20 protein-coding genes are annotated in these 23,984 nt (G+C 66.1%); 14 read left to right on the forward strand and 6 right to left on the reverse strand.

All coding sequences use genetic code 11. From position 1 onward, the window contains the following. The first annotated feature begins 56 nt into the window (after positions 1-56). The 3 genes from gph (at position 57) to GGR73_RS17860 (ending at position 4,362) form a co-directional block, all read left to right on the forward strand. Complete coding sequence (gene gph, locus GGR73_RS17850) at positions 57-707, forward strand: phosphoglycolate phosphatase (RefSeq protein WP_184458159.1); 651 nt, start codon at positions 57-59, stop codon at positions 705-707. 407 nt (positions 708-1,114) lie between these two features. After that, positions 1,115-3,355, forward strand: a complete 2,241-nt coding sequence (locus tag GGR73_RS17855; RefSeq protein WP_184458160.1) for a TonB-dependent siderophore receptor — start codon at positions 1,115-1,117, stop codon at positions 3,353-3,355. A 95-nt stretch (positions 3,356-3,450) separates the two neighbouring features. Then, entirely contained in the window at positions 3,451-4,362 is a 912-nt protein-coding gene (locus tag GGR73_RS17860; protein WP_184458246.1) for an alpha/beta hydrolase-fold protein, read from the forward strand. 107 nt (positions 4,363-4,469) lie between these two features. Here GGR73_RS17860 and GGR73_RS17865 read toward each other — a convergent pair whose 3' ends face one another. Together GGR73_RS17865 and GGR73_RS17870 are read right to left on the reverse strand one after the other, a co-directional pair. Then, on the reverse strand, positions 4,470-4,862 hold the full coding sequence (locus GGR73_RS17865) for a TfoX/Sxy family protein (protein WP_024938378.1): 393 nt from the start codon (positions 4,860-4,862) through the stop codon (positions 4,470-4,472). Continuing rightward, on the reverse strand, positions 4,859-5,341 hold the full coding sequence (locus tag GGR73_RS17870) for a GAF domain-containing protein (protein ID WP_104593589.1): 483 nt from the start codon (positions 5,339-5,341) through the stop codon (positions 4,859-4,861). Before GGR73_RS17870 ends, GGR73_RS17865 begins: the two co-directional genes overlap by 4 nt. A gap of 118 nt (positions 5,342-5,459) precedes the next feature. Here GGR73_RS17870 and bioD point away from each other — a divergent pair, with 118 nt between their 5' ends. Further along, entirely contained in the window at positions 5,460-6,134 is a 675-nt protein-coding gene (gene bioD / locus GGR73_RS17875; protein ID WP_184458162.1) for a dethiobiotin synthase, read from the forward strand. A gap of 258 nt (positions 6,135-6,392) precedes the next feature. On the opposite strand, the gene GGR73_RS17880 is transcribed toward bioD, so the two are convergent. Both GGR73_RS17880 and queD read right to left on the reverse strand, forming a co-directional pair. Beyond that, positions 6,393-6,755, reverse strand: a complete 363-nt coding sequence (locus tag GGR73_RS17880) for a phasin family protein (protein WP_039518815.1) — start codon at positions 6,753-6,755, stop codon at positions 6,393-6,395. 192 nt (positions 6,756-6,947) lie between these two features. Continuing rightward, the gene (gene queD / locus GGR73_RS17885) at positions 6,948-7,301 is read right to left on the reverse strand and encodes a 6-carboxytetrahydropterin synthase QueD (protein WP_054592396.1); all 354 of its coding nucleotides are present in this window, start codon (positions 7,299-7,301) and stop codon (positions 6,948-6,950) included. A gap of 282 nt (positions 7,302-7,583) precedes the next feature. Between queD and GGR73_RS17890 the strand changes: the two genes are divergently transcribed. After that, complete coding sequence (locus tag GGR73_RS17890; protein ID WP_184458164.1) at positions 7,584-10,205, forward strand: TonB-dependent receptor; 2,622 nt, start codon at positions 7,584-7,586, stop codon at positions 10,203-10,205. Positions 10,206-10,313: 108 nt separating this feature from the next. Beyond that, entirely contained in the window at positions 10,314-12,599 is a 2,286-nt protein-coding gene (locus GGR73_RS17895; RefSeq protein WP_184458166.1) for a transferrin receptor-like dimerization domain-containing protein, read from the forward strand. Between the two features lie 224 nt (positions 12,600-12,823). On the opposite strand, the gene GGR73_RS17900 is transcribed toward GGR73_RS17895, so the two are convergent. Further along, complete coding sequence (locus GGR73_RS17900) at positions 12,824-14,212, reverse strand: DEAD/DEAH box helicase (protein WP_039525325.1); 1,389 nt, start codon at positions 14,210-14,212, stop codon at positions 12,824-12,826. Positions 14,213-14,520: 308 nt separating this feature from the next. Here GGR73_RS17900 and GGR73_RS17905 point away from each other — a divergent pair, with 308 nt between their 5' ends. Both GGR73_RS17905 and maiA read left to right on the forward strand, forming a co-directional pair. Next, entirely contained in the window at positions 14,521-15,579 is a 1,059-nt protein-coding gene (locus tag GGR73_RS17905; protein WP_184458248.1) for a fumarylacetoacetate hydrolase family protein, read from the forward strand. Positions 15,580-15,622: 43 nt separating this feature from the next. Further along, the gene (gene maiA, locus GGR73_RS17910; protein ID WP_184458168.1) at positions 15,623-16,288 is read left to right on the forward strand and encodes a maleylacetoacetate isomerase; all 666 of its coding nucleotides are present in this window, start codon (positions 15,623-15,625) and stop codon (positions 16,286-16,288) included. Positions 16,289-16,545: 257 nt separating this feature from the next. Here maiA and GGR73_RS17915 read toward each other — a convergent pair whose 3' ends face one another. Then, on the reverse strand, positions 16,546-17,679 hold the full coding sequence (locus tag GGR73_RS17915) for a PilT/PilU family type 4a pilus ATPase (protein ID WP_016900968.1): 1,134 nt from the start codon (positions 17,677-17,679) through the stop codon (positions 16,546-16,548). 98 nt (positions 17,680-17,777) lie between these two features. Between GGR73_RS17915 and GGR73_RS17920 the strand changes: the two genes are divergently transcribed. The 6 genes from GGR73_RS17920 to GGR73_RS17945 all read left to right on the forward strand — a co-directional run bounded on the left by GGR73_RS17920 (position 17,778) and on the right by GGR73_RS17945 (position 23,910). After that, positions 17,778-18,161, forward strand: a complete 384-nt coding sequence (locus tag GGR73_RS17920) for a DUF4398 domain-containing protein (protein WP_039525328.1) — start codon at positions 17,778-17,780, stop codon at positions 18,159-18,161. Next, positions 18,158-19,048: a hypothetical protein gene (locus tag GGR73_RS17925; protein WP_184458170.1), complete on the forward strand. Its 891-nt coding sequence runs from the start codon at positions 18,158-18,160 to the stop codon at positions 19,046-19,048. Before GGR73_RS17920 ends, GGR73_RS17925 begins: the two co-directional genes overlap by 4 nt. Positions 19,049-19,393: 345 nt before the next feature. Further along, positions 19,394-19,612 (forward strand): YdcH family protein, encoded by a 219-nt coding sequence (locus GGR73_RS17930; protein ID WP_002814034.1) that lies wholly within the window; start codon positions 19,394-19,396, stop codon positions 19,610-19,612. 262 nt (positions 19,613-19,874) lie between these two features. Beyond that, positions 19,875-21,245, forward strand: coding sequence for a pyridoxal-phosphate dependent enzyme (locus tag GGR73_RS17935; RefSeq protein WP_046344410.1), 1,371 nt, complete (start codon positions 19,875-19,877; stop codon positions 21,243-21,245). 89 nt (positions 21,246-21,334) lie between these two features. After that, a complete protein-coding gene (locus GGR73_RS17940; protein ID WP_024938366.1) occupies positions 21,335-22,534 on the forward strand; it encodes a cystathionine gamma-synthase in 1,200 nt (399 codons plus the stop codon). After that, on the forward strand, positions 22,531-23,910 hold the full coding sequence (locus GGR73_RS17945; protein ID WP_184458172.1) for a glycosyltransferase family 4 protein: 1,380 nt from the start codon (positions 22,531-22,533) through the stop codon (positions 23,908-23,910). The genes GGR73_RS17940 and GGR73_RS17945 overlap by 4 nt, the downstream gene beginning before the upstream one ends. Positions 23,911-23,984: the final 74 nt, after the last annotated feature.

Consider the following 23,984-nt stretch of genomic DNA (forward strand, 5'->3'; position numbering starts at 1 on the left):
GCCCTGAATCCCGCAGCTCGTACACTGCAGGCCGCTCCCCCAACGAGACTGTGCGCATGTTTCCGTATCCGCTGGTGATCTTCGACCTGGATGGCACGCTGGTGGACAGCGCACCCAATATCGCCGAAGCGCTCAATGCCACCTTGCGGGAACTCGGGCTGCAGCAGTTCAGCGAGGCGACGATCCGCAGCTGGATCGGCGAAGGCGTGCAGGTGCTGCTCGCCACCGCCTTGCGCGAAGCCGGCGGCACCCACGATGCCGATACCGAGATGCCGCTGATGATGCGCCACTACCAGGCCAGCCTGCTGCACAACCCGCAGCTGTATCCCGGTGTTGCCGAGGCATTGGCCGGCCTGCGCGAGGCCGGTGCCACGCTGGCGCTATGCACCAACAAGCCCGCGCGTTTCATCGCACCGCTGCTCGAACACCTGGGCATCGCTGCGCATTTCAGTAGCGTGCTCGGCGGCGATTCGTTGCCGCAGCGCAAACCCGATGCAGCGCCGCTGCTGCACCTTGCCAGGCAGTTCGGGCACCCACCGCAGCAATGCCTGATGGTCGGCGATTCGGCCACCGACGCGGCGGCTGCAAACGCCGCGGCAATGCCGCTGGCGATGGTGCGTTACGGCTATCTGCGCGGCTTCGATGTGCAGAGCGCCGGTGCCGTGGCCATCATCGATGACATGCGGCAATTGCTGACGTTGAAGTAAGACGCGCAGTGTTGCCAGCGCGGATGCAGGCATCGTCCACACCGCGGCGCGGTAACCAATACCACCATCGGCTGGCTGCGTTTGTCGCCTTGAATGACGGTCTTTCGCACGCTGGCCGCATCGTCGGCCAGCTAGTGCGCACAGTTCTCCACCGGTGTGCGTCATTGGTGACGTCTGCGCTGCCGGAAGCGGCAATGCCTGCGTGCGACCATGCCAGCGCAGCGTTCCGATTTGAGAATGAATCGCATCTGTGTAGAATGCGCGGACAAGTTTGACTGCGTCAGCGCCGCGCATGCACGTCGTGCGCGGCGCTGCATGCATCACCCCCATCGTGTCACCTCAAGCCGTCGCCAGAGGTCCATCTCCTGTCGAGAGGTTTGAGAATGTCCGCATCACGCCGGTCATGGATGTCTGCGCCTGCACGTTGTCCCGTCTTGTCCCACCGTCAGCTGGTGCTGGCCATTTCTCTCGGTTGCGGCAGCTGCATCTGCAGCGCGTCGGCCGAAGACGCGGCCGAGCCGCAGTCGCTGGACACCGTGCACGTCACCGCCGCGCAGATCGCACGCCAGGCCTTGGGGTCATCGGTGATCACCGCCGAAGACATCGAACGGCGCCCACCGGTCAACGATCTGTCGCAGTTGCTGCGCACCATGCCGGGCGTCAACCTCACCGGCAACAGCGCCTCCGGCCAGTACGGCAACAACCGCCAGATCGATCTGCGCGGCATGGGCCCGGAAAACACGCTGATCCTGGTCGACGGCAAGCCGGTGGGATCGCGCGATGCGGTGCGCATGGGCCGCAGCGGCGAGCGCAATACGCGCGGCGACACCAACTGGGTACCGGCCGAAGCGGTGGAGCGTATCGAAGTGCTGCGCGGCCCGGCCGCGGCACGTTACGGATCCGGTGCCTCCGGCGGTGTGGTCAACATCATCACCAAGAAGCCGACCGGCGACCTGACCGGTTCGATGACGGTGTTCGGCCTGGTGCCACAGCACAGTGCCGAAGGCGGTGGCCAGCGTGCCGGCTTCCAGCTCAGCGGGCCGCTGAGCGACACGTTCTCGTTCCGCCTGTATGGAAACCTCAACAAGACCGATCCGGATTCACTGGAGCTCAATCGCCGCTTTGCCAGCAGTGCCGCCGCGGTGCCGCCGGCCGGGCGCGAGGGCGTGCGCAACAAGGACATCAACGGCCTGCTGCGCTGGGATCCGATGGAAGGCCAGGTGATCGAACTCGATGCCGGCTTCAGCCGCCAGGGCAATCTGTACGCCGGTGATCGTGCGGTCAGCGCCGATGGCCTGGCCGGTGCCGATCTGGGCGCACTGTTCGGCAGCGAAACCAACACCATGATCCGCCGCACCGCCTCGCTGACCCATCGCGGCACCTGGGCGCTCGGTACCTCGCGCCTCACCGCCGCCTATGAAGGCACCGACAATACCCGCCTCAACGAAGGCTTGGCCGGCGGCCCCGAAGGCTCCATTGCCGCCAGCCTGCTCAATTCCACCGCCACGCTCGACAATCTCAACATCGACGGCGAGTTCAACATGCCGTTGCAGGCCTGGGCCGAGCAGGTACTGACGCTGGGTTTCGAGCGCCGCCAGAGTCGCCTCAGCGATGCGTATTCGATGTCGCAGACGGTGAGCGCCGGCGGCGGCTTTCCCGGTCTTGCCAATGGCACGCGCAGCCCACGCAGCGAGGCCACGCTCAGCGCGGTGTATCTGGAAGACAACATCTACGCCAGCGAGCGGCTGACGCTGACGCCCGGTCTGCGGCTGGATCACCACAGCCAGTTTGGCAACAACCTCAGCCCCAGCCTCAACGTGCAGTACAAACTCAGCGACGACTGGTTGCTCAAGGGCGGCATCGCGCGCGCCTTCAAGGCGCCCAACCTGTACCAGTCCAACGCCAATTATCTGTATTACACACGCGGCAATGGCTGCCCGGTGCTGTTCCCCAATCTTGGTTCGGGCTGCTATATCCAGGGCAACGACAACCTCGATCCGGAGACCAGCATCAACAAGGAGATCGGCATCGAGTGGGCACCGCAAACCGGTCACCACGCCTCGCTGACGTACTTCCACAACGCCTACGACAACAAGATCGTCGCCGGCATGACGCCGGTCGGTATCACCGTCGACCGGCGCGGGCAGGTGTTCCAGTGGACCAACGCATCGGAAGCGATCGTGCAGGGCGTGGAAGGCAATCTCACGTTGCCGCTGCTGGGCGAGCAGGGCCGCGAGCTGAAGTGGAACACCAATGTCACCTACATGATCGAGAACAAGAACACCGCGACCGATCAACCGCTGTCGGTGATCCCGGAATACACCGTCAACACCACGCTGGATTGGCAGCCGACCCAGGCCCTGTCGCTGCTGCTCACCGGGACCTTCTACGGCAAGCAGGAGTCGGCCACGCAATCGAGCACCAGCGGCGGCGCCATCGCCCCCGACACGCGCGACCCCTATGACCTGTGGAGCGTCAGTGCGCGTTACCGGATCACCCGCAAGGTCAGCGTGGGCGTCGGTGTGGACAATCTGTTCGACACCCGTCTATTCCGCGAAGGCACCAATAACACCGGCGGCGCGGCGGGTGCAGCCACCTACAACGAACCCGGTCGCGCGTTTTGGGCGAGCCTGAGTTTCGGTTTCTGACAGCGATGCGGCGCCGCGCGCGAACGTGCGCGCCGCAACAGGAGAGTGCAATGACCCGACAGCATCGTTGGCGGCTTGCGTGTGCCGCTGCGCTGATGTGGATCGCCGGCGCTGTGCCGGCGTTCGCACAGCCGGACCTGAGCCGCACGATCGGCAGCACCGTCGCCGATCGTCCCAGTGCCTCGTATGTGTTCAGCGCGTTGCGCCTGGATTCGGCCGATGGCCAGCGCCATTACCGCGTGCGCATCGCCACCCCCAAAGCTGCGCCGCCGGCTGCGGGGTATCCGGTGGTGTATCTGCTGGATGGCAATGCCGCGCTGATGGAGCTGGATGAGCGCTTGCTAGACAGCCTGACCACCCACGGCGATGCGCCGGTGCTGGTGTTCATTGCCGACGACAGCGCATTGCGCATCGATGCGGTGGGGCGCAGCCTGGACTACACGCCTGCGCGCTATAGCGACGGGCGGGTGGAAACCGATCCACTCGATCCGCAGCGCAGAACCGGCGGTGCGGCGGCGTTCGCGCAGCTGATCGCAACAAGCATCCGCCCGCAGGTGGAAGCGCGCGTGGCGGTGGACCGTCAGCGGCAGACGCTGTGGGGCCATTCGTATGGCGGATTGTTCGTGCTGCAGGTGTTGCTGACGCAGCCGCAGCTGTTCCAGCACTACGTCGCGGTCGACCCGTCGCTGTGGTGGGGCGATGGATTTATTGTCCAGCAGGCGCAGCGTGTGGTCGACCATGCACGGGAGGGTTTGGCAGGCACGCAGCCATCCAGGCGTCGGCTGACGCTGATGGCAGGCGAGGGCGCACCACCAGCGAACAAGGCAAAACCGGATCGCCCGGGGCGGCCGCGCGCGGATCCACAGGCCGCCCGACGCCTCGTCGTGCTGCTGTCGTTGTTACCCGGCCTCACCGCCGACTATCAACCGCTGCCAGGCCTCAGCCATGGCCAGACGTTGGGCGCATCGCTTGCGCCAACGTTGCGGGATGCAGCGACGCGTCGATGACGTCCCATCAAGCAGGCGTTTGAGGAGAACCCGCTCGACAAGCACGCTGCTGCGGATCGCAGTGTTGATGCCGCACGCATGCAGCGGTGACACCTCGGCGCAGGCACTCAATCGTCGCGCGTGTCGCTCTGGTCCGCAGTCTCGTCGTCTGCTTCGCCTATCTCACCGTGCGTATCGTCGTTGTCGGCGCGTGCGTAGTGCACGGTTTCCACCGGTCCACCGACCGCGCGCCCGCGCACCGGCAGCAGCGCACTGGCTGCCTCGTATTCGGCCAGCAAGGCATGCCGGCGCGCTTCCGGCACGTCCTGCCAATGGCAGTCGGTCAACGCGCCTTCCAGCGAATACAGCAGGTTGAGGCTGGGCTTGAAGCCGGCGCGGCGCACTTTGACGAATGCGCCCACCGCGCCCACCGCCTGCAGATCCTGCTGCGTGCGCAGGCCGACCTGGCGCAGCCACGCCGCACTTTTCGGGCCGATGTTGCGCAGCCGTTCGGTGGTCACGTCAGCGCGCCGACAAAGATCTGGGCAATGGCTTCCAGGCCGCGCTGATCGTCGGCGTCGAAGCGATCCAGCTCCGGGCTGTCCAGATCCAGCACGCCGATCAGCGCATCGCCCCTGACCAGCGGAATCACCAGCTCCGAGCGCGAGGCCGAATCGCAGGCGATGTGCCCGGGGAAGGCATCCACGTCGGCAATGCGCTGACTCTGCCGGGTGCTGGCAGCCGCGCCGCACACGCCCTTGTCCAGCGGAATGCGCACGCAGGCCGGCAAGCCCTGGAACGGCCCCACCACCAGCTCGCGGCCGTCGTAGAAATAGAAGCCGGCCCAGTTGAGCGACGGCAACGCATTGAAGATCAGCGCGGCCAGGTTGGCGGCATTGGCGATCCGGTCCGGCTCGCCATGCACCAGGGCCTGGGCCTGGGCGGTGAGCTGGGCGTATTGTTCCGGCTTGCTGCCGGTCAGCGAAGAGGTTGCGAACATGGGCGAAGTTTAGCAGCGGCCATCCGCAGCGGCATTGCGACTCAGCCGCGCGTTCGGATCCGCACGCTATGCTGCGCGCCCCCCACGGCAACCGCGGCGCGGCCGCAGGAACACACGCATGCAGCTTCCGGCGTTGTATGTCACCGGCACCGACACCGGCATCGGCAAGACCATGGCCAGCACCGCGCTGCTGCACGCACTGCGCAGACAGGGCCACACGGCGGTCGGCATGAAGCCGGTGGCCAGCGGTTGCGAGCACACGCCGCAGGGCTGGCGCAACGAGGACGCGCTGGCGCTGCAGGCCGCCAGCGCCCCGCAACCCGATTACGCCACCCTCAATCCCTATGCCTTGCCGGCACCGCTGGCGCCGGAACTGGCCGCCGCCGATGTCGGCGTGACTCTGTCGCTGGAGCCGATCGCCCTGGCCTTCGCGCAATTGCGCGCGCAGGCCGAGGTGGTGGTGGTGGAAGGTGTCGGCGGCTGGGCTGCGCCCTTGAGCGCCGATCTGGACCAGGCCGATCTGGTACGTGCGCTCAAGCTGCCCGTGGTGCTGGTGGTCGGCATCCGGCTGGGCTGCATCAATCACGCGCGCCTGAGCGCTGCGGCGATCGCTGCCGACGGGCTGGACTGCATCGGCTGGATCGCCAACGAGGTCGACCCGCAGATGGAGCGCATCGAGGAGAACATCGGCATGCTGCGCCAGCGCCTAGCGATGCCGTGCTGGGGCCGGATCGGCTGGCGGCCGGGCGCCGATGCCGCGGCGCAGTCGCTGGGGCTGCACGTGCCGGCCTGAGTGACGTTGGCTATCTGGCGACCGCGTCACTGCGACGCGGATCGCCAGATGCCGTCCCAGCCTTGCGCGCCGCCGGGGACTCGCCCTGCGTCCCGGCGTTTCCAGTGCACCCTGCGCCGTGCCGCGATACCGCTTGGTCGGATCGGCAGCACGCGCAATGCGCAGACAATAAAAAAGCCCGACAGAGGGAGGGATCTGTCGGGCCGGATTGCATGGGGGGAGGGACCCATGCAAAGACGCTGAATTTTTTGTCGGCGCTTACGTGCGCCGGGTCTTGCCTTTGGCGGCCTGCTCGCTGTTGGCCTCGAACTGCTGCTTGGCCAATTGGCCGAGCGCATCGGATGCCTTCAATCCCAGTCCAACCACTTCCTGATTCACCGAAGCCAGCCGTTCCAGGTTGTCGCGGGCCAGTTGCAGCCCCTTCGGCCAGAGCGTCTGGTAGGCGCCAAGGTCGCGGGCCTGGGCAAACTCACCGAAGAAGCTGGTGGTCGCACTGACGTTGCGTTCGAGCGTCTTCAGCTGCAGGCCAAACGCGTTTTCCGCGTGTTCCATCGCCAACTGGTTGGCGCGTGCCGCTGCAGAGGCAAAGCTGTTGAAGCCGTTTTCGAACTGCGCCGACATTGCGAACCCCTTGGGGAAGGCTGTGACCGTTGTTGCGTTGCAGCATACGCAGATATTGCTGCGATGCAACACGTTTGCTGAAAATTTCCGAAACCGTCTCAAAAGCCTTTTGAAATCAATTCATTACTCGCCCCGTAGAAACGGCAAGGCCGCCCTGGAGGCGGCCTTGCGTCACACGACTGCGCTGCGCGATCAGCCGCGATAGCGGCAGCCGGAGGTGCACGTTTCATGCACCACGATCTCGCTCAGCTGCGGCAGCGCCGGCTTGAGCTGGTCCCAGATCCAGATCGCCAGCCGCTCGCTGGTCGGGTTTTCCAGCCCCTGGATGTCGTTGAGGTAGTGGTGGTCCAGGCGGTCGTAGATCGGCTGGAAGGCGGCCTTGATGTCGCCGAAATCCATGATCCAGCCGGTCTCGGCACCGGGTTCGCCGCTGACATGCAGCTCGACCCGGAACGAATGCCCGTGCAGGCGGGCGCACTTGTGGCCGGGGGGCACATTGGGAAGCCGGTGCGCGGCTTCGAGCGTAAAGACTTTGAAGATATCCATGCGCGCCATTGTAAGTGCGCCGGTGCCTGCCGGGCTGACCCGATCGCGGCGACACAGCGTCTCTGCGCCCTCGCGTGGCACCCGCAACACGGGGTGGTCGCGTTGCGCCGGAGCGCCGCACCCGTTCGCCCACACAAAGTCCGACGCGCGTCTTACTGCGTCCGGCCAGCGACATGTGTCACCGCGCGTCATATCTCTATGCAGATCTGTAATTTTTGTTAATCGATTGCGCATGGCCCACTGCAAAACCCCCATTCATGGATGCCGTGCGTGAAGCGCCCGATGCCTTATCTGCTGTCTGCTGCCGTTCTGTCGGCGCTGATTCCCCTTGCCCATGCCGACGACGCGACACCCGACACGGGCAAGACCCTGGCCACCGTCAGCGTCACCGGCTCCAATATCAAGCGCACCGACAGCGAAGGCCCGAACCCGGTGCAGGTGATCGACCGCCAGCAGCTGGAACAGTCCGGCAAGGTCACCGTGGCCGACGCGCTGCGCTCGATCTCGGCCAACACCGGCAACGCCACCAACGAAACCACCAACAACGGCTGGGCGTCCGGCTCGGCGGGCATCGGCCTGCGCGGGCTGTCGCAGAAGAACACCCTGGTGCTGCTCAACGGACGCCGCCTGGCCAACTACGGCTTTCCCGCCAATGGCCTGGGCGACACCTTCGTCAACCTCAACGCATTGCCGCTGGTGGCAGTGGAGCGCATCGAAGTGCTCAAGGACGGCGCCTCTGCCGTGTACGGCTCCGATGCGGTGGCCGGGGTGGTCAACATCATCACCCGCCAGGATTTCCAGGGCGCCGAGCTGGGCTTGAGCGGCGGCACCTCCGATCAGGGCGGCATGGATACCCAGCGTGCCAAGTTCATCGGCGGCATCGGCGACCTGGACCGCGACGGCTACAACATCCTTTTCAGTTTCGACGCCTACAACCGCGACCGGCTGGATCAGGATCAGCGCGCGCTGACCCGCTCGGGCATCTACACCGACCTGCCTGGCGGGCGCTGGAACGGCTGGTCGGCCAAGGGCGCGCGCTACCTGGTCGGCGGCCGCTCGGTGCCGATGCTGGACGCACAAGGCAACTGCCCCGCCGGCACCGTGCTGACCGCCAGCGCGCCGATCGACGGCCTGGCCGGCGACACCTGCGGCTTCAACCAGGCCCCGTTCACCACGCTGATTCCCTCGACCAAGCGCTATCAGGCCTACACCAATGCCACCTTCCGGCTCAGCGACAATGTCGAGGCGTTCGGCGAGGCGCTCTACAGCGAGGTCAAGGGCGTGTCGATCTTCGGCTCCAGCCCGTACTTCACCCTGGAGGGCGGCCGCTTCGCCTTGAACGCCAGCAGCGGGCTGGCCGAGCCGGTGTCCAACCTGCTGCCGGCCTCCAGCCCGTACAACCCGTACGGCACCGCGGTGCCGATCGAATACACCTTCTTCGACCTGGGCCAGACGGTCAAAACCAATCGCTCGCAGTCCTACCGCTTTCTCGGTGGTGTGCGCGGCAAGACCGAACGCTGGGATTGGGAGGCGGCTGCGTTCGCCGCACGCAGCAGCGAGCACGAAACCGTATCCGGTGGCTTCGCCAACCGCTTCACGCTGGCGCAGGCGCTGGCCGACGGCAGCTACAACCTGCTCGACCCGTCCGCCACGCCGCAGTCGGTGATCGACGGCATCAACCTCAGCACGCTGCGCCCGGCGCGATCGACGCTGCGCGGCGTCGATGCCAAGGTGTCCGGCAACCTGTTCGAGCTGCCGGCCGGCAGCGTCGGGTTCGCTGCCGGTGCCGAGTGGCGGCAGGAGGAACTGGTCTCGCGCAATCCCTGGCAGATCGACCAGGGCCTGCAGATCCGCCCCGCGATTGCCGCGGTGGATGGCGAGCGCAGGGTGTCGGCGCTGTATGCCGAGGTCAACCTGCCGCTGCTGCGATCGCTGGAACTGCAACTGGCCGGGCGCGGCGATCACTACAGCGATTTCGGCGAGGCGTTTTCGCCCAAGGCTAGCCTGCGCTGGCAGCCGCTGGACGCCGTGCTGGTGCGCGCGGCCGCCTCGCGCGGCTTTCGCGCACCGTCGTTGTCGGAGAATGCGGCCAGCACCAACATCTCTTACGGCTCGGTGGTCGACCCGTTCGATCCGGACGTGCCGGGCTCGCGCCAGAACCCGACCTTCTTCACCGTCGGCAACACCGCGCTCGAACCCGAGCGCACGCGCAGCTACAACTTGGGCGTGGTGCTGTCGCCGTGGGCCGACACCAGCCTGAGCGTGGACTGGTACAAGATCGAACTGGAGAATCTGGTTGGCACCGGCAACAACGCCACCATCGTGCAGAACAACGACCCGGCCGACGTGATCCGCAACGAGCGCGGCACCCTGGTGGCGGTGTACAACCGCTACCAGAACCTCAGCGAGCTGACGACCTCGGGAGTCGATGTCGAACTGCGTCAGCGCTGGCGCACCGAGGCAGCCGGCAACTTCGGCCTCAATACCGCCTATACCCATGTGCGCGATTACCGCCGCCCCACCGTGGTCGGTGGCCCGTTGCAGGATTACGCCGGCAGCAATCTCGGCCCGTCGCTGCCACGCAACAAGGCCACCACCACGCTGGACTGGAACCTGGGCACCGTCAGCGCCGCACTGACCTGGTACTACACCGGCGGCTACGACCAGAAGGCCAGCGCCGCGGCCAGTGCCGTGCAGTCGCGCGTGGGCGACTACAACCAGTTCGACCTGTATCTGGGTTACACCGGCATCGACAAGCTGACCCTGTACGCCAAGATCGAGAACCTGGCCGACAAGCAGCCGCCGGACGACGCCTCGTTCCCGGGCATTCGTGCGCCTTACGACTTCACCCAGTACGACCTGCGCGGGCGTTACTTCACCGTGGGCCTGGACTATCGATTTTGATCGGAATACGCACCGCCCATGCACGCCCGTGCGATGGTGCGTGCGTGCTCCAGCGTGCTGTCTCAACCCAATCGCCGTTCGCCCCCGGACACTTTCCAAGGAACTCCGATGACGTCTTCGCCGCATGCCTGGCTGCTCGCCCTGGCCTTTGTCGCACCTTCCCTCGCTGCCCAACCTGCGGCCCAACCCGTCGCGCTGCCGGGTTATGACGCCGCTGCCGCACAGGCGCAGCGCGCGCTGGAAGCGCGTTTCGATAGTGGCCTGAAGGACGCCGATTATCGCGGCTGGTTGAAGCAATGGTCGTCGGCGCCCAATCACGTTGGCGCGCCGCATAACCTGGAGAACGCCCGCGATCTGCAAAACCGCCTGCGCGGCTACGGGTGGGATGCGCGCATCGAAACCTTCCAGGTGCTGTGGCCCTCGCCCAGGAGCTCGCAGCTGGAATTGCTCGGGGCCAAGCCGTATGTCGCGCGTCTGAAGGAGCCGCCGCTGCCGGGCGACAGCACCTCCACCCAGACCGAGAACGTGCTGCCGCCGTATGTGATCTACGGCGGCAACGGCGATGTCACCGGCGATCTGGTCTACGTCAATTACGGCATCGCCGAAGACTACGAAGCGCTGGCGCGCAACGGCGTGGATGTGCGCGGCAAGATCGTCATCGCCCGCTACGGCAAGGGTTGGCGCGGGCTCAAGCCGCGGCTGGCGCAGGAGCATGGCGCAATCGGCGCGATCATCTATTCCGATCCGCGCGACGACGGTTATTTCCAGGATCGGGCGTATCCGGATGGCCCGGCGCGCAACCAGTGGAGCGTGCAACGCGGCTCGGTCGCCAATTTCGCGATCTATCCCGGCGATCCGCTGACCCCGGGCGTCGGCGCCAGCAAGGGCGCCAAACGCCTGAAGATCGACCAGGCCGGCAGCGTGTTGAAGATCCCGACCCTGCCGATCAGTTGGGGCGACGCGCAGCCCTTGCTGGCCGCGCTGGGCGGGCCGGTGGCACCGGAGGACTGGCGCGGCGCGCTGCCGATCACCTACCGCATCGGCGGCGACGACACCGCGCGCGTGCATCTCAAGGTGGATGCGGAGTGGGGCAGCAAGACCATCTACAACGTCATCGCCACCCTGCGTGGCAGCGAGTATCCGGACCAATGGGTGGTGCGCGGCAATCACCGCGACGGCTGGGTGTTCGGTGCGGCTGATCCGCTCTCGGGTACCACCGCCTTGCTGGCCGAAGCCAAGGCGATCGGCGAGCTGGCCAGGCAGGGGCAGCGTCCCAAGCGCACGCTCGTCTACGCCAGTTGGGACGGCGAGGAGGCCGGCCTGCTCGGCTCCACCGAGTGGGCCGAACAGCACGCCGACGAACTGCGCCGCAAGGCGGTGCTGTACGTCAACACCGACGGCAACGGGCGCGGCTTTCTCACTGCCGGCGGCAGCCATGCGCTGCAACGCCTGGTCAACGGCGTGGCGGCGGATCTGCGCGACCCCGACAGCGGCGTGAGCGTGCTCGAACGGCAACGCGCCCGTGCCCGCATCGACGCGCTGGCCCCCACCGCCAAGCCGGCGCAAAAAGACATTGCCAAGCAACTCGCGGCCGGCGGCGACGTGCCGCTGAAGGCGCTGGGCTCGGGCAGCGACTACAGCCCGTTCCTGCAGCATCTGGGGCTGACCACGCTGGATCTGGGCTATGGCGGGCAGGGCGGCGGCAGCGGTGTCTATCACTCGCTGTACGACTCCTACGATTATTTCGCGCGCTATATCGACCCGGACTTCAGCTATCTGCCGCTGTTGTCGCAGACGGTCGGCCGCACGGTGCTGCGCGTCGCCAACGCGCCGGTGTTGCCGCAACGCTTCGGCGACTTCGCCGACGCGGTGGCCGGCTACGCGCAGGAGCTCAAGCAGCAGGCCGACAGCGACCGCACTGCCGCCCGCACCCAGGCCGAGTTGTTGCAGGCCGGTGCCTATGCCGCCATCGATAACCCGAACCGGCCGCAACGCGCGCCCGAGCCGAAAGCTGCAGTGCCGCAGATCGACTTTGCCGCACTGGATCAGGCCATTACCCGCCTACAAACCAGCGCCAGACACTATGACGATGCACTGGCATCGCGCGGCGGCGGGTTGGATGCACGTGTGCGCGGCACGCTCAATGCCTCGCTGCAGCGCATCGACCAGACCCTGCTGGCCGAAGGCGGTCTGCCGGGGCGGCCGTGGTACCGGAACCTGATCTACGCGCCCGGCCTGGCCACCGGATACGAGGTCAAGACCTTGCCCGGCATCCGCGAAGCGCTGGAAGACCGGCGCTGGGAGGATCTGAGCGCCTACATCGTGCAGACCGCCGCGGTGCTGGATCGGTATCGCGAGGCGATCGATCGCAATACCGCGTTGATCGAAGGCTAGGCGAGCGACGAACGGTGGTTGCTTGCGCAGCCACCCGTCATTCCTAGGGATCGCTGTATAACTGCGGCCTCTTGGGATGGCACGCACGAGGCTCGGGCGCCATCTCCTTCGCGCTGCATCACGCGTATCGCCTGAACTGCGCCCACAAAAAAGCCGCCCCGAAGGGCGGCTTTTTCTTTCAGTTCAACGCAGACCTGGGCGCCGGTCGTACCGGCGCTCCGGCGTCAGCGCGAGCCGCCCGGACGCTGACCGCCACGGCCACCATCGCGACGGCCTGCACCGGCACCGGCGGCAACACCGGCCTGACGCGGACCGCTGCTGCGCTGGCCACCCGGCTTCTTCGGGCCGGCATGCGCATGCGCCTGACGCGGTGCATCGCCATGCGGACGACGGGCGTGGCTCTTGCGCGGGGCGCGATCGCCGCCCGGCTGCTCGGCACGGCCCGGCGCGCTATTGCCCCAACGGATCGGGGTCTGCGGCTCGTAGCCCGGCACGTCGCGGATTTCCACGTCGCGGCCCAGCATGCGCACGATCTGGCGCAGCAGCTTGGCTTCGTCCTGCGCCACCAGCGAGATCGCCTCGCCGGTGGAACCGTTACGGCCGGTGCGGCCGATGCGGTGCACGTAATCCTCGGCCACCATCGGCAGGTCGTAGTTGATGACCTTGGGCAACTGGTCGATGTCGATGCCGCGCGCGGCGATATCGGTGGCCACCAGCACGGTCACGCGGCCGGCCTTGAAGTCGCTCAGCGCGCGCATGCGCTGGCCCTGGCTCTTGTTGCCATGGATCGCCGCGGTCTTGATGCCGGACTTTTCCAGGAACAGCGCCAGCTTGTCGCTGCCGTGCTTGGTGCGGGCGAACACCAGGGTCTGCTCGCGGCTGTCCTGCGCCAGCAGGTGCAGCAGCAGGTCGCGCTTGCGCGCGCCATCGACCGGGTGCACGCGGTGGGTGATGCTCTCGGCCACGGTGTTGCTCGGGGTGACCTGGATCTGCATCGGGTTGCGCATGAACTCCAGCGCCAGCTGCTTGATGTTCTCTTCGAACGTTGCCGAGAACAGCAGGGTCTGACGGTCCTGGCGCGGCAGCTTGGTCAGGATGCGCTTGATCGACGGCAGGAAGCCCATGTCGAGCATGCGATCGGCTTCGTCCAGGATCAGCACTTCGATACCGGACAGATCCACGCTGCGGCGCTCGATATGGTCGATCAGCCGGCCCGGGCAGGCGATCAGCAGGTCCACGCCGCGACGCAGGGTGTCGAGCTGGTTGCCCATGCCCACGCCGCCGTAGATCACCGCGCTCGGGATGCGCAGGTACTTGCTGTAACCGCGCAGGCTGTCGTGCACCTGGGTGGCCAGCTCGCGGGTGGGGGTCAGGATCAGCGCGCGCGGCTTGCGCGGGCCGTTGACCGGCTGCGGCGAGGTGCCCAGGTGCTGCAGCAACGGCAGGCCGAACGCGGCGGTCTTGCCGGTACCGGTCTGTGCGCCGGCCAGCAGGTCATGCCCTGCCAACACCAGCGGGATGGCCTGCTGCTGGATCGCAGTGGGGGTTTCGTAGCCCTGCTCGGCCAACGCGCGCAGCAGGAAGGGCGCCAGGCCCAGGGATTCAAAAGACATCAGGAAGCTCCAAGTAAAGCGTCGCCGCCAGGCCAGGCCCGGAGCGCAAACGCATTGCAGATGCAAAAAAGTGAGGCTCGGAGCGTTCCCGTGAACCGCGCTGCGAGATGGTGGAACAACCCAATCAAGACGCGATGGGTTTGCCGGCACCACGAAAGGCGTCGGGTGGGGCGGGCGAGCGGATCGATCGATCCTGGCCTCGCCGGTTGTCCCTAAGGGAAACGGACGGCCGCATGCAGACCGCGCCAGTGTACGCGCGTTTGGCGCGCTGCACAAAAGGCGAGTTCATCGGTTGGGCTACGGGTCAGTTGTTTCAGTTGCAACCACTGTTGCAACAGGCCGTACAATCGACCGATCAGCCACAGCACAGGACGGTCATGAAGCTAGGTTCCCTGAAGGAGGGCGGCCGCGATGGCTGCCTGATCGTGGTCGCGCGCGACCTGCGCACCGCGGTCCGCGCCACCGGCATCGCGCCCACGCTGCAGCGCGCGCTGGAAGACTGGAGCAATGTCGCGCCGCGCCTGAATGCCTTGTCGGCCTCGCTCAACGAGGGCAGCGCCGATGGCGTGTTCGATTTGGATCTGCAGGCGCTGGCCGCACCGTTGCCGCGCGCCTACGAGTTCGTCGACGGCAGCGCCTACCTGCCGCACGTGGAGCGCGTGCGCCGTGCGCGCAATGCCGAGGTGCCGGAAAGCTTCTACACCGACCCGCTGATGTACCAGGCCACCAGCGCCGGGTTCTACGGCCCGCGCGATGCGATCAAGGTGATCAGCGAAGACCACGGTATCGATCTGGAAGCCGAGCTGGTGGTGGTCACCGACGATGTGCCGATGGGCGCCTCGCCCGAGCAGGCCGCCGCGCATATCCAGCTGGTCGGCCTGGTCAACGACGTATCGCTGCGCAACCTGATCCCGGCCGAGCTCGCCAAAGGCTTCGGCTTCGTGCAATCCAAACCGCGCTCGGCGCTGTCGCCGGTGTTCGTCACCGTGGATGAACTGGACGAGGCATGGCGCGACAACAAGGTGCACCTGCCGCTGGTCACCCACGTCAATGGCGCCTGGTTCGGCGCGCCGGAAGCCGGCAACGACATGCAGTTCGACTTCGCCCAGCTGATCGCCCACGCCGCCAGGACGCGGCCGCTCTCGGCCGGCACCATCGTCGGCTCCGGCACCATCGCCAACCAGGACACCACGCTGGGCGCCTCGTGCTTTGCCGAGCAGCGCGTGGTGGAAACCCTGCGCGACGGCACCCCGAGCACGCCGTTCCTGTCCTTCGGCGACGTGGTGCGGATCGAGATGTTCGCTGCCGATGGCGCCAGCATCTTCGGTGCGATCGAACAGCGGGTCGAACGTCAGCCGCTGCCATGACATCGGCAAGGGCGTCTGCACAACACTGCCTGCGAGGCCGGGCATGAGCGCGCCACTGGAATTGTTCTCGTACTGGCGCTCCAGCGCCGCGTATCGCGTGCGCATCGGCCTGCACCTGAAGGCACTGGCCTACCTCGCGCATCCGGTGCATCTGGTGCGCGACGGCGGCGAGCAGCATGCACCCGCCTACGCGCAGCTCAACCCGCAGGAACTGGTGCCCACGTTGCGGCACGGCGCGGTGGTGATTCCGCAGTCGCTGGCGATCCTGGAGTATCTGGAAGAGGCGTTCCCGGACAGCGCACGGCTGCTGCCCGCAGCGCCGGCCGCGCGCGCCCGCGTGCGCGCCCTGGCGCAGGTGATCGCCTGCGACGTGCATCCGCTCAACAACCTGCGCGTCACCCAGTTTTTCGAGCGCGAATGGCAGCTGGATGCTGCGCAGCGCCAGCAATGGACGCGGCACTGGATGCAGTGCGGTTTTGCGGCGCTAGAAGCGCAGTTGGCCGGTGATCCGCATACCGGCACGTTCTGCCACGGCGACACGCCGGGCCTGGCCGATTGCCTGCTGATCCCGCAGCTCTACAATGCGCGCCGTTTCGAAGTCGATCTGACGGCATATCCGATCCTGCAGCGTATCGAACAGGCCTGCCTGGCATTGCCGGCATTCGCGGCGGCGCGGCCGGAAATGCAGGCCGACGCGGTGCCGGCCTGATCGGCGGCAGGCGTTTGCCTGGTGCGGGGGCACATCCGCGTCGAACTCGCAGCTCTGGCAGGGCAGGTACCGGTAGCGAGCGGTTGTCGGTTGGCCGGGTGGCGCGCAGGCGGCGCGCTGTCTCCGCGCACTGGGCACCGGCCGCGCTCGGCGGCACTCATGGGTTGATCGGAGCTAGCCGCTGCGCTGCCCCAACCGTGCGCACCGCTCGTACGCCGGCAACGGCCCTGCGCAATCCGCCGCGCACCTGCCGATGATCAGATAAAGCCGTGGCTGATCTTCGGCGCTGCTGCCGTTTCGTAATCCGCGTACGGGTCGTGCTCGCCGGAACCGCCCTCGGACAGGCGGAACTTCAGCGCCAGGCCATCGCGCGAGTCGGCCGCGCGCAGCGCTTCCTCCTGCTCGATTTCGCCGGACTTGACCATGCGGAACAGGCATTGGTCGAAGGTCTGCATGCCTTCTTCCAGCGATTCCTCCATCGCCTGCTTGACCTCGTGCACCTGGCCACGGCGCAGCAGGTCGCGGATCATCGGCGTGTTGAGCAGCACTTCGGTCGCCGGCCGGCGGCGTCCGTCCACGCCCTTGACCAGGCGCAGCGACACCACGGCGCGCAGGTTCAGTGCCAGGTTCATCAGCACGTTCTTGTGCGCGCTCTCGGGGAAGAAATTGAGGATGCGCTCGATGGTCTGGTCGGCATTGTTGGAGTGCAGCGTCGCCAGGCACAGGTGGCCGGTCTCGGCGAAGGCGATCGCCGCCTCCATCGTCTCGGCATCCAGGATCTCGCCGATCAGGATCACGTCCGGCGCCTCGCGCATCGCGTTCTTCAGCGCGCTCTGGAAGGCGTGCGTGTCCAGGCCCACCTCGCGCTGGTTCACGATCGACATCTTGTGCTTGTGCAGATATTCGATCGGGTCCTCGATGGTGAGGATGTGCCCGGTGGTGGTGCTGTTGCGGTGGTCGATCATCGAGGCCAGCGAGGTCGACTTGCCCGAGCCGGTCGAGCCGACCACCAGCACCAGCCCGCGCGGGGTCATGATGACGTCCTTGAGCACCTGCGGCAGGTTGAGCTCTTCGATGCTGGGGATCCGGCTGCGGATGGCGCGGATCACCATGCCCACCTCGCCGCGCTGCTTGAACACGTTCACGCGGAAGCGCCCGGCGTCGGACAGGGCGATGGCCATGTTGAGCTCCAGCTCGCGCTCGAACTGCGGTACCTGGCCTTCGTCCATCAATGAATAAGCGATTTTCTTGACCATTCCCGGCGGCAACCCCGTATTGCCGAGCGGGTAGAGCTTGCCTTCGATCTTGATGTACACCGGTGCGCCGGTGGTCAAGAACATGTCCGAGGCATTCTTTTCGGTCATCAGCTTCAGGAAGTAGCCGATATCCATGCGCAATGGTTCCCCAACAAACGGCAGCGTCTCGTTGCAAGTCCGCCGCAGGCTTCCGACAATGGCCGTGCTCGAGACTTCTCGCTACGGCTCCCCTAATGACGGCTAGCTTCGCATACTTGCGGCGATCCCTGTATGGCATCGCCTGTTTCATGGTTCTTTCCTCTCCTGCTGCCGCCCAGGTGGCACCGGAGCTCACCGCCGCCGAACAGGCGGTGCAACGCGCCACCCAGGCCGATGCCGACCAGTACGCACCCGATCTGGTCAATCTGGCCCGCCAGGAACTGATGCAGGCCCAGCAGGCTCAACTGGACAAGCGCCAGCGCAAGCAGGTGCCACAGATCGCCTTGCGCGCAGCGGCCGACGCCGATCTGGCCAAGGCGCGCAGCGAAGAGGCGGTGGTCACCGCCCAGCTGGAACAGCGGCGCAAGGAAGTGGCGCAACTGCAGAACAGCCTCAACACCGGGGAGGCCGGCCGATGAAACTGCGTCCGCTTCTCTATCTGGGCGTACTGAGCCTGGGCACCCTGCCGTCGCTGGCAATGGCGGCCAAGGACGACCCGCAGGCCGACGCGCTCAACCGGCGCCTGGCCGCGCTGCAGAACGACCCGCAGACCAATGAACTGGCCCGCTTCGAGCGGCTGCAGGCGCAGCAGAGCGTGGCGGCGCTGGCCGAGGCCAAGCGGCGCGACCGCGACGAGCTGGTGTTCCTGGCCGATCGTCGGGTCGAAATCGCCGAACTCACCGCGCGCACCGCACTGGCGCGGCGCGAGCTGGATCGGCTGGAAGGCACCCGCAACGACCTGCTGATCGAAGCCAGCCGCCGCGACGCCTCGCGCGCGCGCCAGGAAGCCGAGCGTCTGCGCGTGCAGGCGCAGATCCAGGCCGAAGAGGCCGAGCGCATGCGGCAGGCGGCCGAACAGGAGACCCTGGCCCGTCAGGACGCCGAGCTGGCGCTGACCAGCGTGGCCGGCAAGCAGACCGCCAAGCTCAATGCGGCCCAGCAGAAAGCGGTGCAACTGGCCCATGAAGAAGCCGAGCTGGTGGCCGGGGCCAAGTTGCCGTCCGCCAAGTTCGACAGCCGCGGCGAAGTGTTTTCGCTGGGTAGTGGCGCCTTCGGTGGCAAGGCCGCGCTGTCCGGCGATGCCGCGGGGCAGGCCAAGGCACTGGCCGAGTATCTGAACATCGGCAAGAAAGGCCGGGTCAGCATCGTCGGCTACGACAGCGATGTGGCCACCGCCAAGAAGCGGGCCGAAGCGTTACGCGACGCCTTGGTGGCTGCCGGTGTCGCCAGCGCACGGCTGCAGGTCAATGGCACCAAGGCCGCCGCCAGCAAGACGCGCGCTGCCGAGGTGGTTGTCGCGCCGTAATGCAAGTGGTTGGAAGTTAAGGTCTTTTAACCCGGGCATGACGCCCGGTTGAACCGCGGTCACTGATTGAGGCAGGGAACGGCAAAAGCAGCCGTTCTGGCCTTGAACCCCCTCCGCGACCGGCGTAGGGTCGTACTCCCGGGCAGCACTCCGCTGCCTGGAAGTACGGAGGGCCGGGCCAGTGACGCAAGGGCACGCATCAACGCAATTCGGTGGACAGCTTTTTGGTTCCGCCAGTGCGCTTGCCATTGTGATCCGCGAGTCTTCCATCCCCAAGCAGCGCCCCGTGCCGCCCGCGGCCGGGGCGTTCTTGTTTTAAGTGTTTCAAGTGAAGGAGGTAACGCCATGTTCGAAGGGCAACCGCAGACCGAAATCGACGCATTGGTCAAGTCCGATCCCGAGTTCAAGCAGCTGTACCAACGCCACAAGCTCTTGAACAAGAAATGCATGGATGCCGAACTCGGGGTACTCCCCATCGACGACGTGACCTTGGGCCAGATGAAGCGCGAGAAGTTGCAGGCGAAAGAAAAGCTCACCCGGATGTACGACCAGCTCACCCACTGATCCTTCCCCACCGCTAGAACAAGTTCACCGCCGCGGGCGGTGGCGGCCTCCTCGTCGGCTTGCCACCGTCCGCGTCTTTATTTGCGCAACCCGTGTCACGCGCCTGGCGGCCGCGCACTCATGCCGGTGGTAGTGGCGCAGCGCTGGCTGAGCCCGCCCGTTCATTGGCCGGCGCGATCGGTTCCAGTCTGAATGAGCATTCCCCAGCCGTTCGTCGGATAATGGGCGGCCAAGCCCCGCGCGACGCAGTGACGATATTCCGATGGCGATCCATTCCTCCGTACTCGAACTGATCGGCAACACGCCGATCGTCAAGGCACAGCACCTGGACACCGGCGTCTGCGAGCTGTTCCTCAAGCTGGAGGCGGCCAACCCCGGCGGATCGATCAAGGACCGCATCGGCCTGTCGATGATCGAGGCGGCCGAACAGCGTGGCGACCTCACCCCGGGCGCGACCCTGGTCGAAGGCACCGCCGGCAACACCGGCCTGGGTCTGGCACTGGTCGCCCAGCAGAAGGGCTACCGGTTGATCCTGGTGGTGCCGGACAAGATGAGCCGCGAGAAGATCTTCAACCTCAAGGCCATGGGCGCCCAGGTGGTGCTGACCCGGTCGGACGTGGCCAAGGGCCACCCGGAGTACTACCAGGACCTGGCCGCCAAGATCGCCACCGAGACCCCGGGCGCCTACTTCATCAACCAGTTCGGCAACCCGGACAACCCGGCCGCGCACGAATTCGGCACCGGCCCGGAGATCCTGGCGCAGATGGACAACGATCTGGATGCGATCGTGTTCGGCTGCGGCAGCTCCGGCACCATGACCGGCCTGTCGCGCGCCTTCGCCACCGCCTCGCCGCACACCGAGCTGGTGCTGGCCGACCCGGTCGGCTCGATCCTGACCCAGTACATCGAAGAGGGCACGGTCAGCGAGAAATCCGGCAGCTGGCTGGTCGAAGGCATCGGCGAGGACTTCCTGCCGGACATCTCCGATTTTTCGCGGGTCAAAAAGGCCTATTCGATCACCGACGCGGAAAGCTTCCACACCGCGCGCGAGCTGCTGGCCAAGGAGGGCATCCTCGGCGGCTCGTCCACCGGTACCTTGCTGGCCGCCGCGCTGAAGTATTGCCGCGAGCAGACCACGCCCAAGCGCGTGCTGGTATTCGTCTGCGATACCGGCAACAAGTACCTGTCCAAGATGTACAACGATTACTGGATGCTGGACAACGGCTTCCTGGAGCGCCCGCAGCACGGCGACCTGCGCGACCTGATCCTGCGCCCGTACAACAAGCGCGACACCGTGGTGGTCGGACCGAAGGACCTGCTGACCACCGCCTATCAGCGCATGAAGCTGTACGACGTCTCGCAGCTGCCGGTCATCGATGACGGCGAGCTGGTCGGCATCGTCGACGAGAGCGACGTGCTGCTGCATGTGTACGGCGACGAGGCACGCTTCCGCGACCCGATCTCCACCGCCATGGTCAGCAAGCTCGATCGCCTGGATGTCGCTTCGCCGATCGAAGCGCTGCTGCCGGTGTTCGACCGCGGCCAGGTCGCCATCGTCATGGACGGCAACCAGTTCCTCGGCCTGATCACCCGCATCGACCTGCTCAACTACCTGCGCCGCCGCGTGCAGTGATCGCAGCTGGCCGCGCGCCCGGATGGGACGCGCGGCACCGGCCATTCAGACCTGCTTGCTACAATCCGCCACTTTTTCCGGGAACCTCCATGTCCAATCGCACCACACCCAGCCACGATGGCGAGCGCGAACTCTCGCTCGCCACGCTGGCGATCCATGGAGGGCAGTCGCCGGACCCCAGCACCGGGGCGGTGATGCCGCCGATCTACGCGACGTCCACCTATGCGCAGTCCAGCCCGGGCGAGCATCAGGGCTTCGAGTATTCGCGTACCCACAACCCCACGCGCTTTGCCTATGAGCGCTGCGTCGCGTCGCTGGAAGGCGGCACGCGTGCGTTCGCGTTCGCCTCCGGCATGGCCGCCACCTCCACGGTGATGGAGCTGCTGGACGCCGGCAGCCACGTGGTAGCGATGGACGACCTGTATGGCGGCACCTTTCGCCTGTTTGAGCGGGTGCGTCGCCGCACCGCCGGCCTGGATTTCAGCTTCGTCGACCTGACCGATGCGGCCGCCTTCGAAGCCGCGATCCGTCCCGACACCAAGATGGTGTGGATCGAAACCCCGACCAACCCGATGCTCAAGCTGGTCGATATCGCCGCCATCGCTGCGATCGCGCGCAAGCATGGCCTGCTGATCGTGGTCGACAACACCTTCGCCTCGCCGATGCTGCAACGCCCGCTCGGCCTGGGCGCCGACATCGTGGTGCACTCGGCCACCAAGTACCTCAACGGCCACTCGGACATGGTCGGCGGCATCGCGGTGGTCGGCGACAACGCCGAACTGGCCGAGCAACTGGCCTTCCTGCAGAACTCCATCGGCGGCGTGCAAGGCCCGTTCGACAGTTTCCTCGCCTTGCGCGGCCTCAAGACCCTGCCGCTGCGCATGCGCGCACATTGCGAGAACGCCCTGGCGCTGGCGCAATGGCTGGAAACCCACCCCGCGATCGAAAAGGTGATCTACCCCGGCCTGGCCTCGCACCCGCAGCACGCACTGGCCCAGCGCCAGATGTCCGGCTTCGGCGGCATCGTCTCGATCGTGCTCAAGGGCGGCTTCGAGGCGGCCAAACGTTTTTGCGAGAAGACCGAACTGTTCACCCTGGCCGAATCGCTCGGCGGCGTCGAAAGCCTGGTCAACCATCCCGCCGTCATGACGCATGCCTCCATCCCGGTGGCCCGCCGCGACCAGCTTGGCATCAGCGATGCGCTGGTGCGGTTGAGCGTGGGGGTTGAGGATGTGGGGGATTTGCGGGGGGATCTGGCGCAGGCGCTCGAGGCATCCAGTTCTCCATGACCGCGTCGCCGCAACGTCAGGGCATCTTCGCGTATTGGCGGAGCGGGCTGGCCGGCCTTCGACTGCAGTCGTGGGTACGCCAACAGTCCTGGTTGCAGCGTATCTATCGCGTTTTCCCGCAGAGTTGGCGCGACCGCGTTTCTTCCACGCTGTCCGCCCGCTCTTTGGTTCAAACGCGGTTTCAGCGCACCGCCGCCTGGGAGCTGCGCGCGAAAGGCGCTGACACTTCCTTGCCGATGGACGCTGATTTCTCCGTCACCCGGATTCCATCGGTGGGGATCAACATTGCCGGCTATCTCCGTGGCGAATTCGGGCTGGCTGAGAGCGCAAGGATGTATGCGCGTGCGCTGATCAGCGCTCGCGTTCCCGTGTCGTTGTATGACCTGGACATGGGGCTTCCACACTCCTGGGACGACCGGAGTCTGGATGGTCTCATCGACCAGCGCATGCCGCACCAGGTCACCGTCGTCTTCGTCAACCCCGACTACCTCGAAGCCGCCTTAGAGAAGATCGGCCGGGCCCGTATGGACGGGCATTACGTCATTGCGTGCTGGTTCTGGGAACTTGAAGTGATTCCGCCAAGTTGGCTGAGTGCCATTGCGCTGGTGGACGAGATCATGGTGGCCTCACGATTCATCGAGGATGCGTTCCGCAACGTGACCGACAAACCGATCATGCGACTTCCGCTGCCGCTTTCTGACCAGCCTGATAGCGGCTTGCAGAGACAGGACTTCGGGCTGGATCCGGAAACCTTCGTCTTTCTTTTCACTTTTGATTTCCACTCCTTCGTGGCCAGGAAAAATCCCCAGGCCGTGGTCAATGCATTCAGGCATGCGTTTCCGGACGGCCGTGACGACGTGCGTTTGGTCGTGAAGTCAAGCAATGGGCATATGTATCCCGAACAAATGGCAGAACTCCTGGGCCTGGTCGCGGCAGACAAGCGGATCCTGCTGCGGGACGAGGTGATCGACAGGATGCACGTGCGGGCGCTGCAGCGATGCTGTGACGTGTATGTGTCGCTGCATCGGGCCGAAGGCTTCGGGTTGGGGCTTGCCGAGTGCATGTCACTTGGCAAGCCGGTCATTGCGACGGGCTGGTCGGGCAACATGGAGTTCATGACGGACAGCAACTCCTGCCTCGTAGACTACGACCTGGTGCCGGTTGCGGGGCGATATCCGGAGTCGGATGGCGCGCGCTGGGCAGAGCCCAGCATCGCATCTGCCGCAGCTGCGATGCGTCGGCTTGCGGACGACCCGTTACAGGCGCGGCGGCTGGGCGAAGCAGCCAGGGCCGATATCTGCATAAGGCTTGCTCCCCGAAGCGTAGCGGGACACCTGCTGGCAAGGGCTGCGAAGGTGGTCGCGTCAACGCACTGACGGTGACTGTTTTTGTCGATCCTGTGATGTAGCGATTTGGTTGCCCGCTTCACCAAAGTAGTGAACACTTTCAG

It is taken from the genome of Xanthomonas sp. F14 (genome assembly GCF_014199865.1).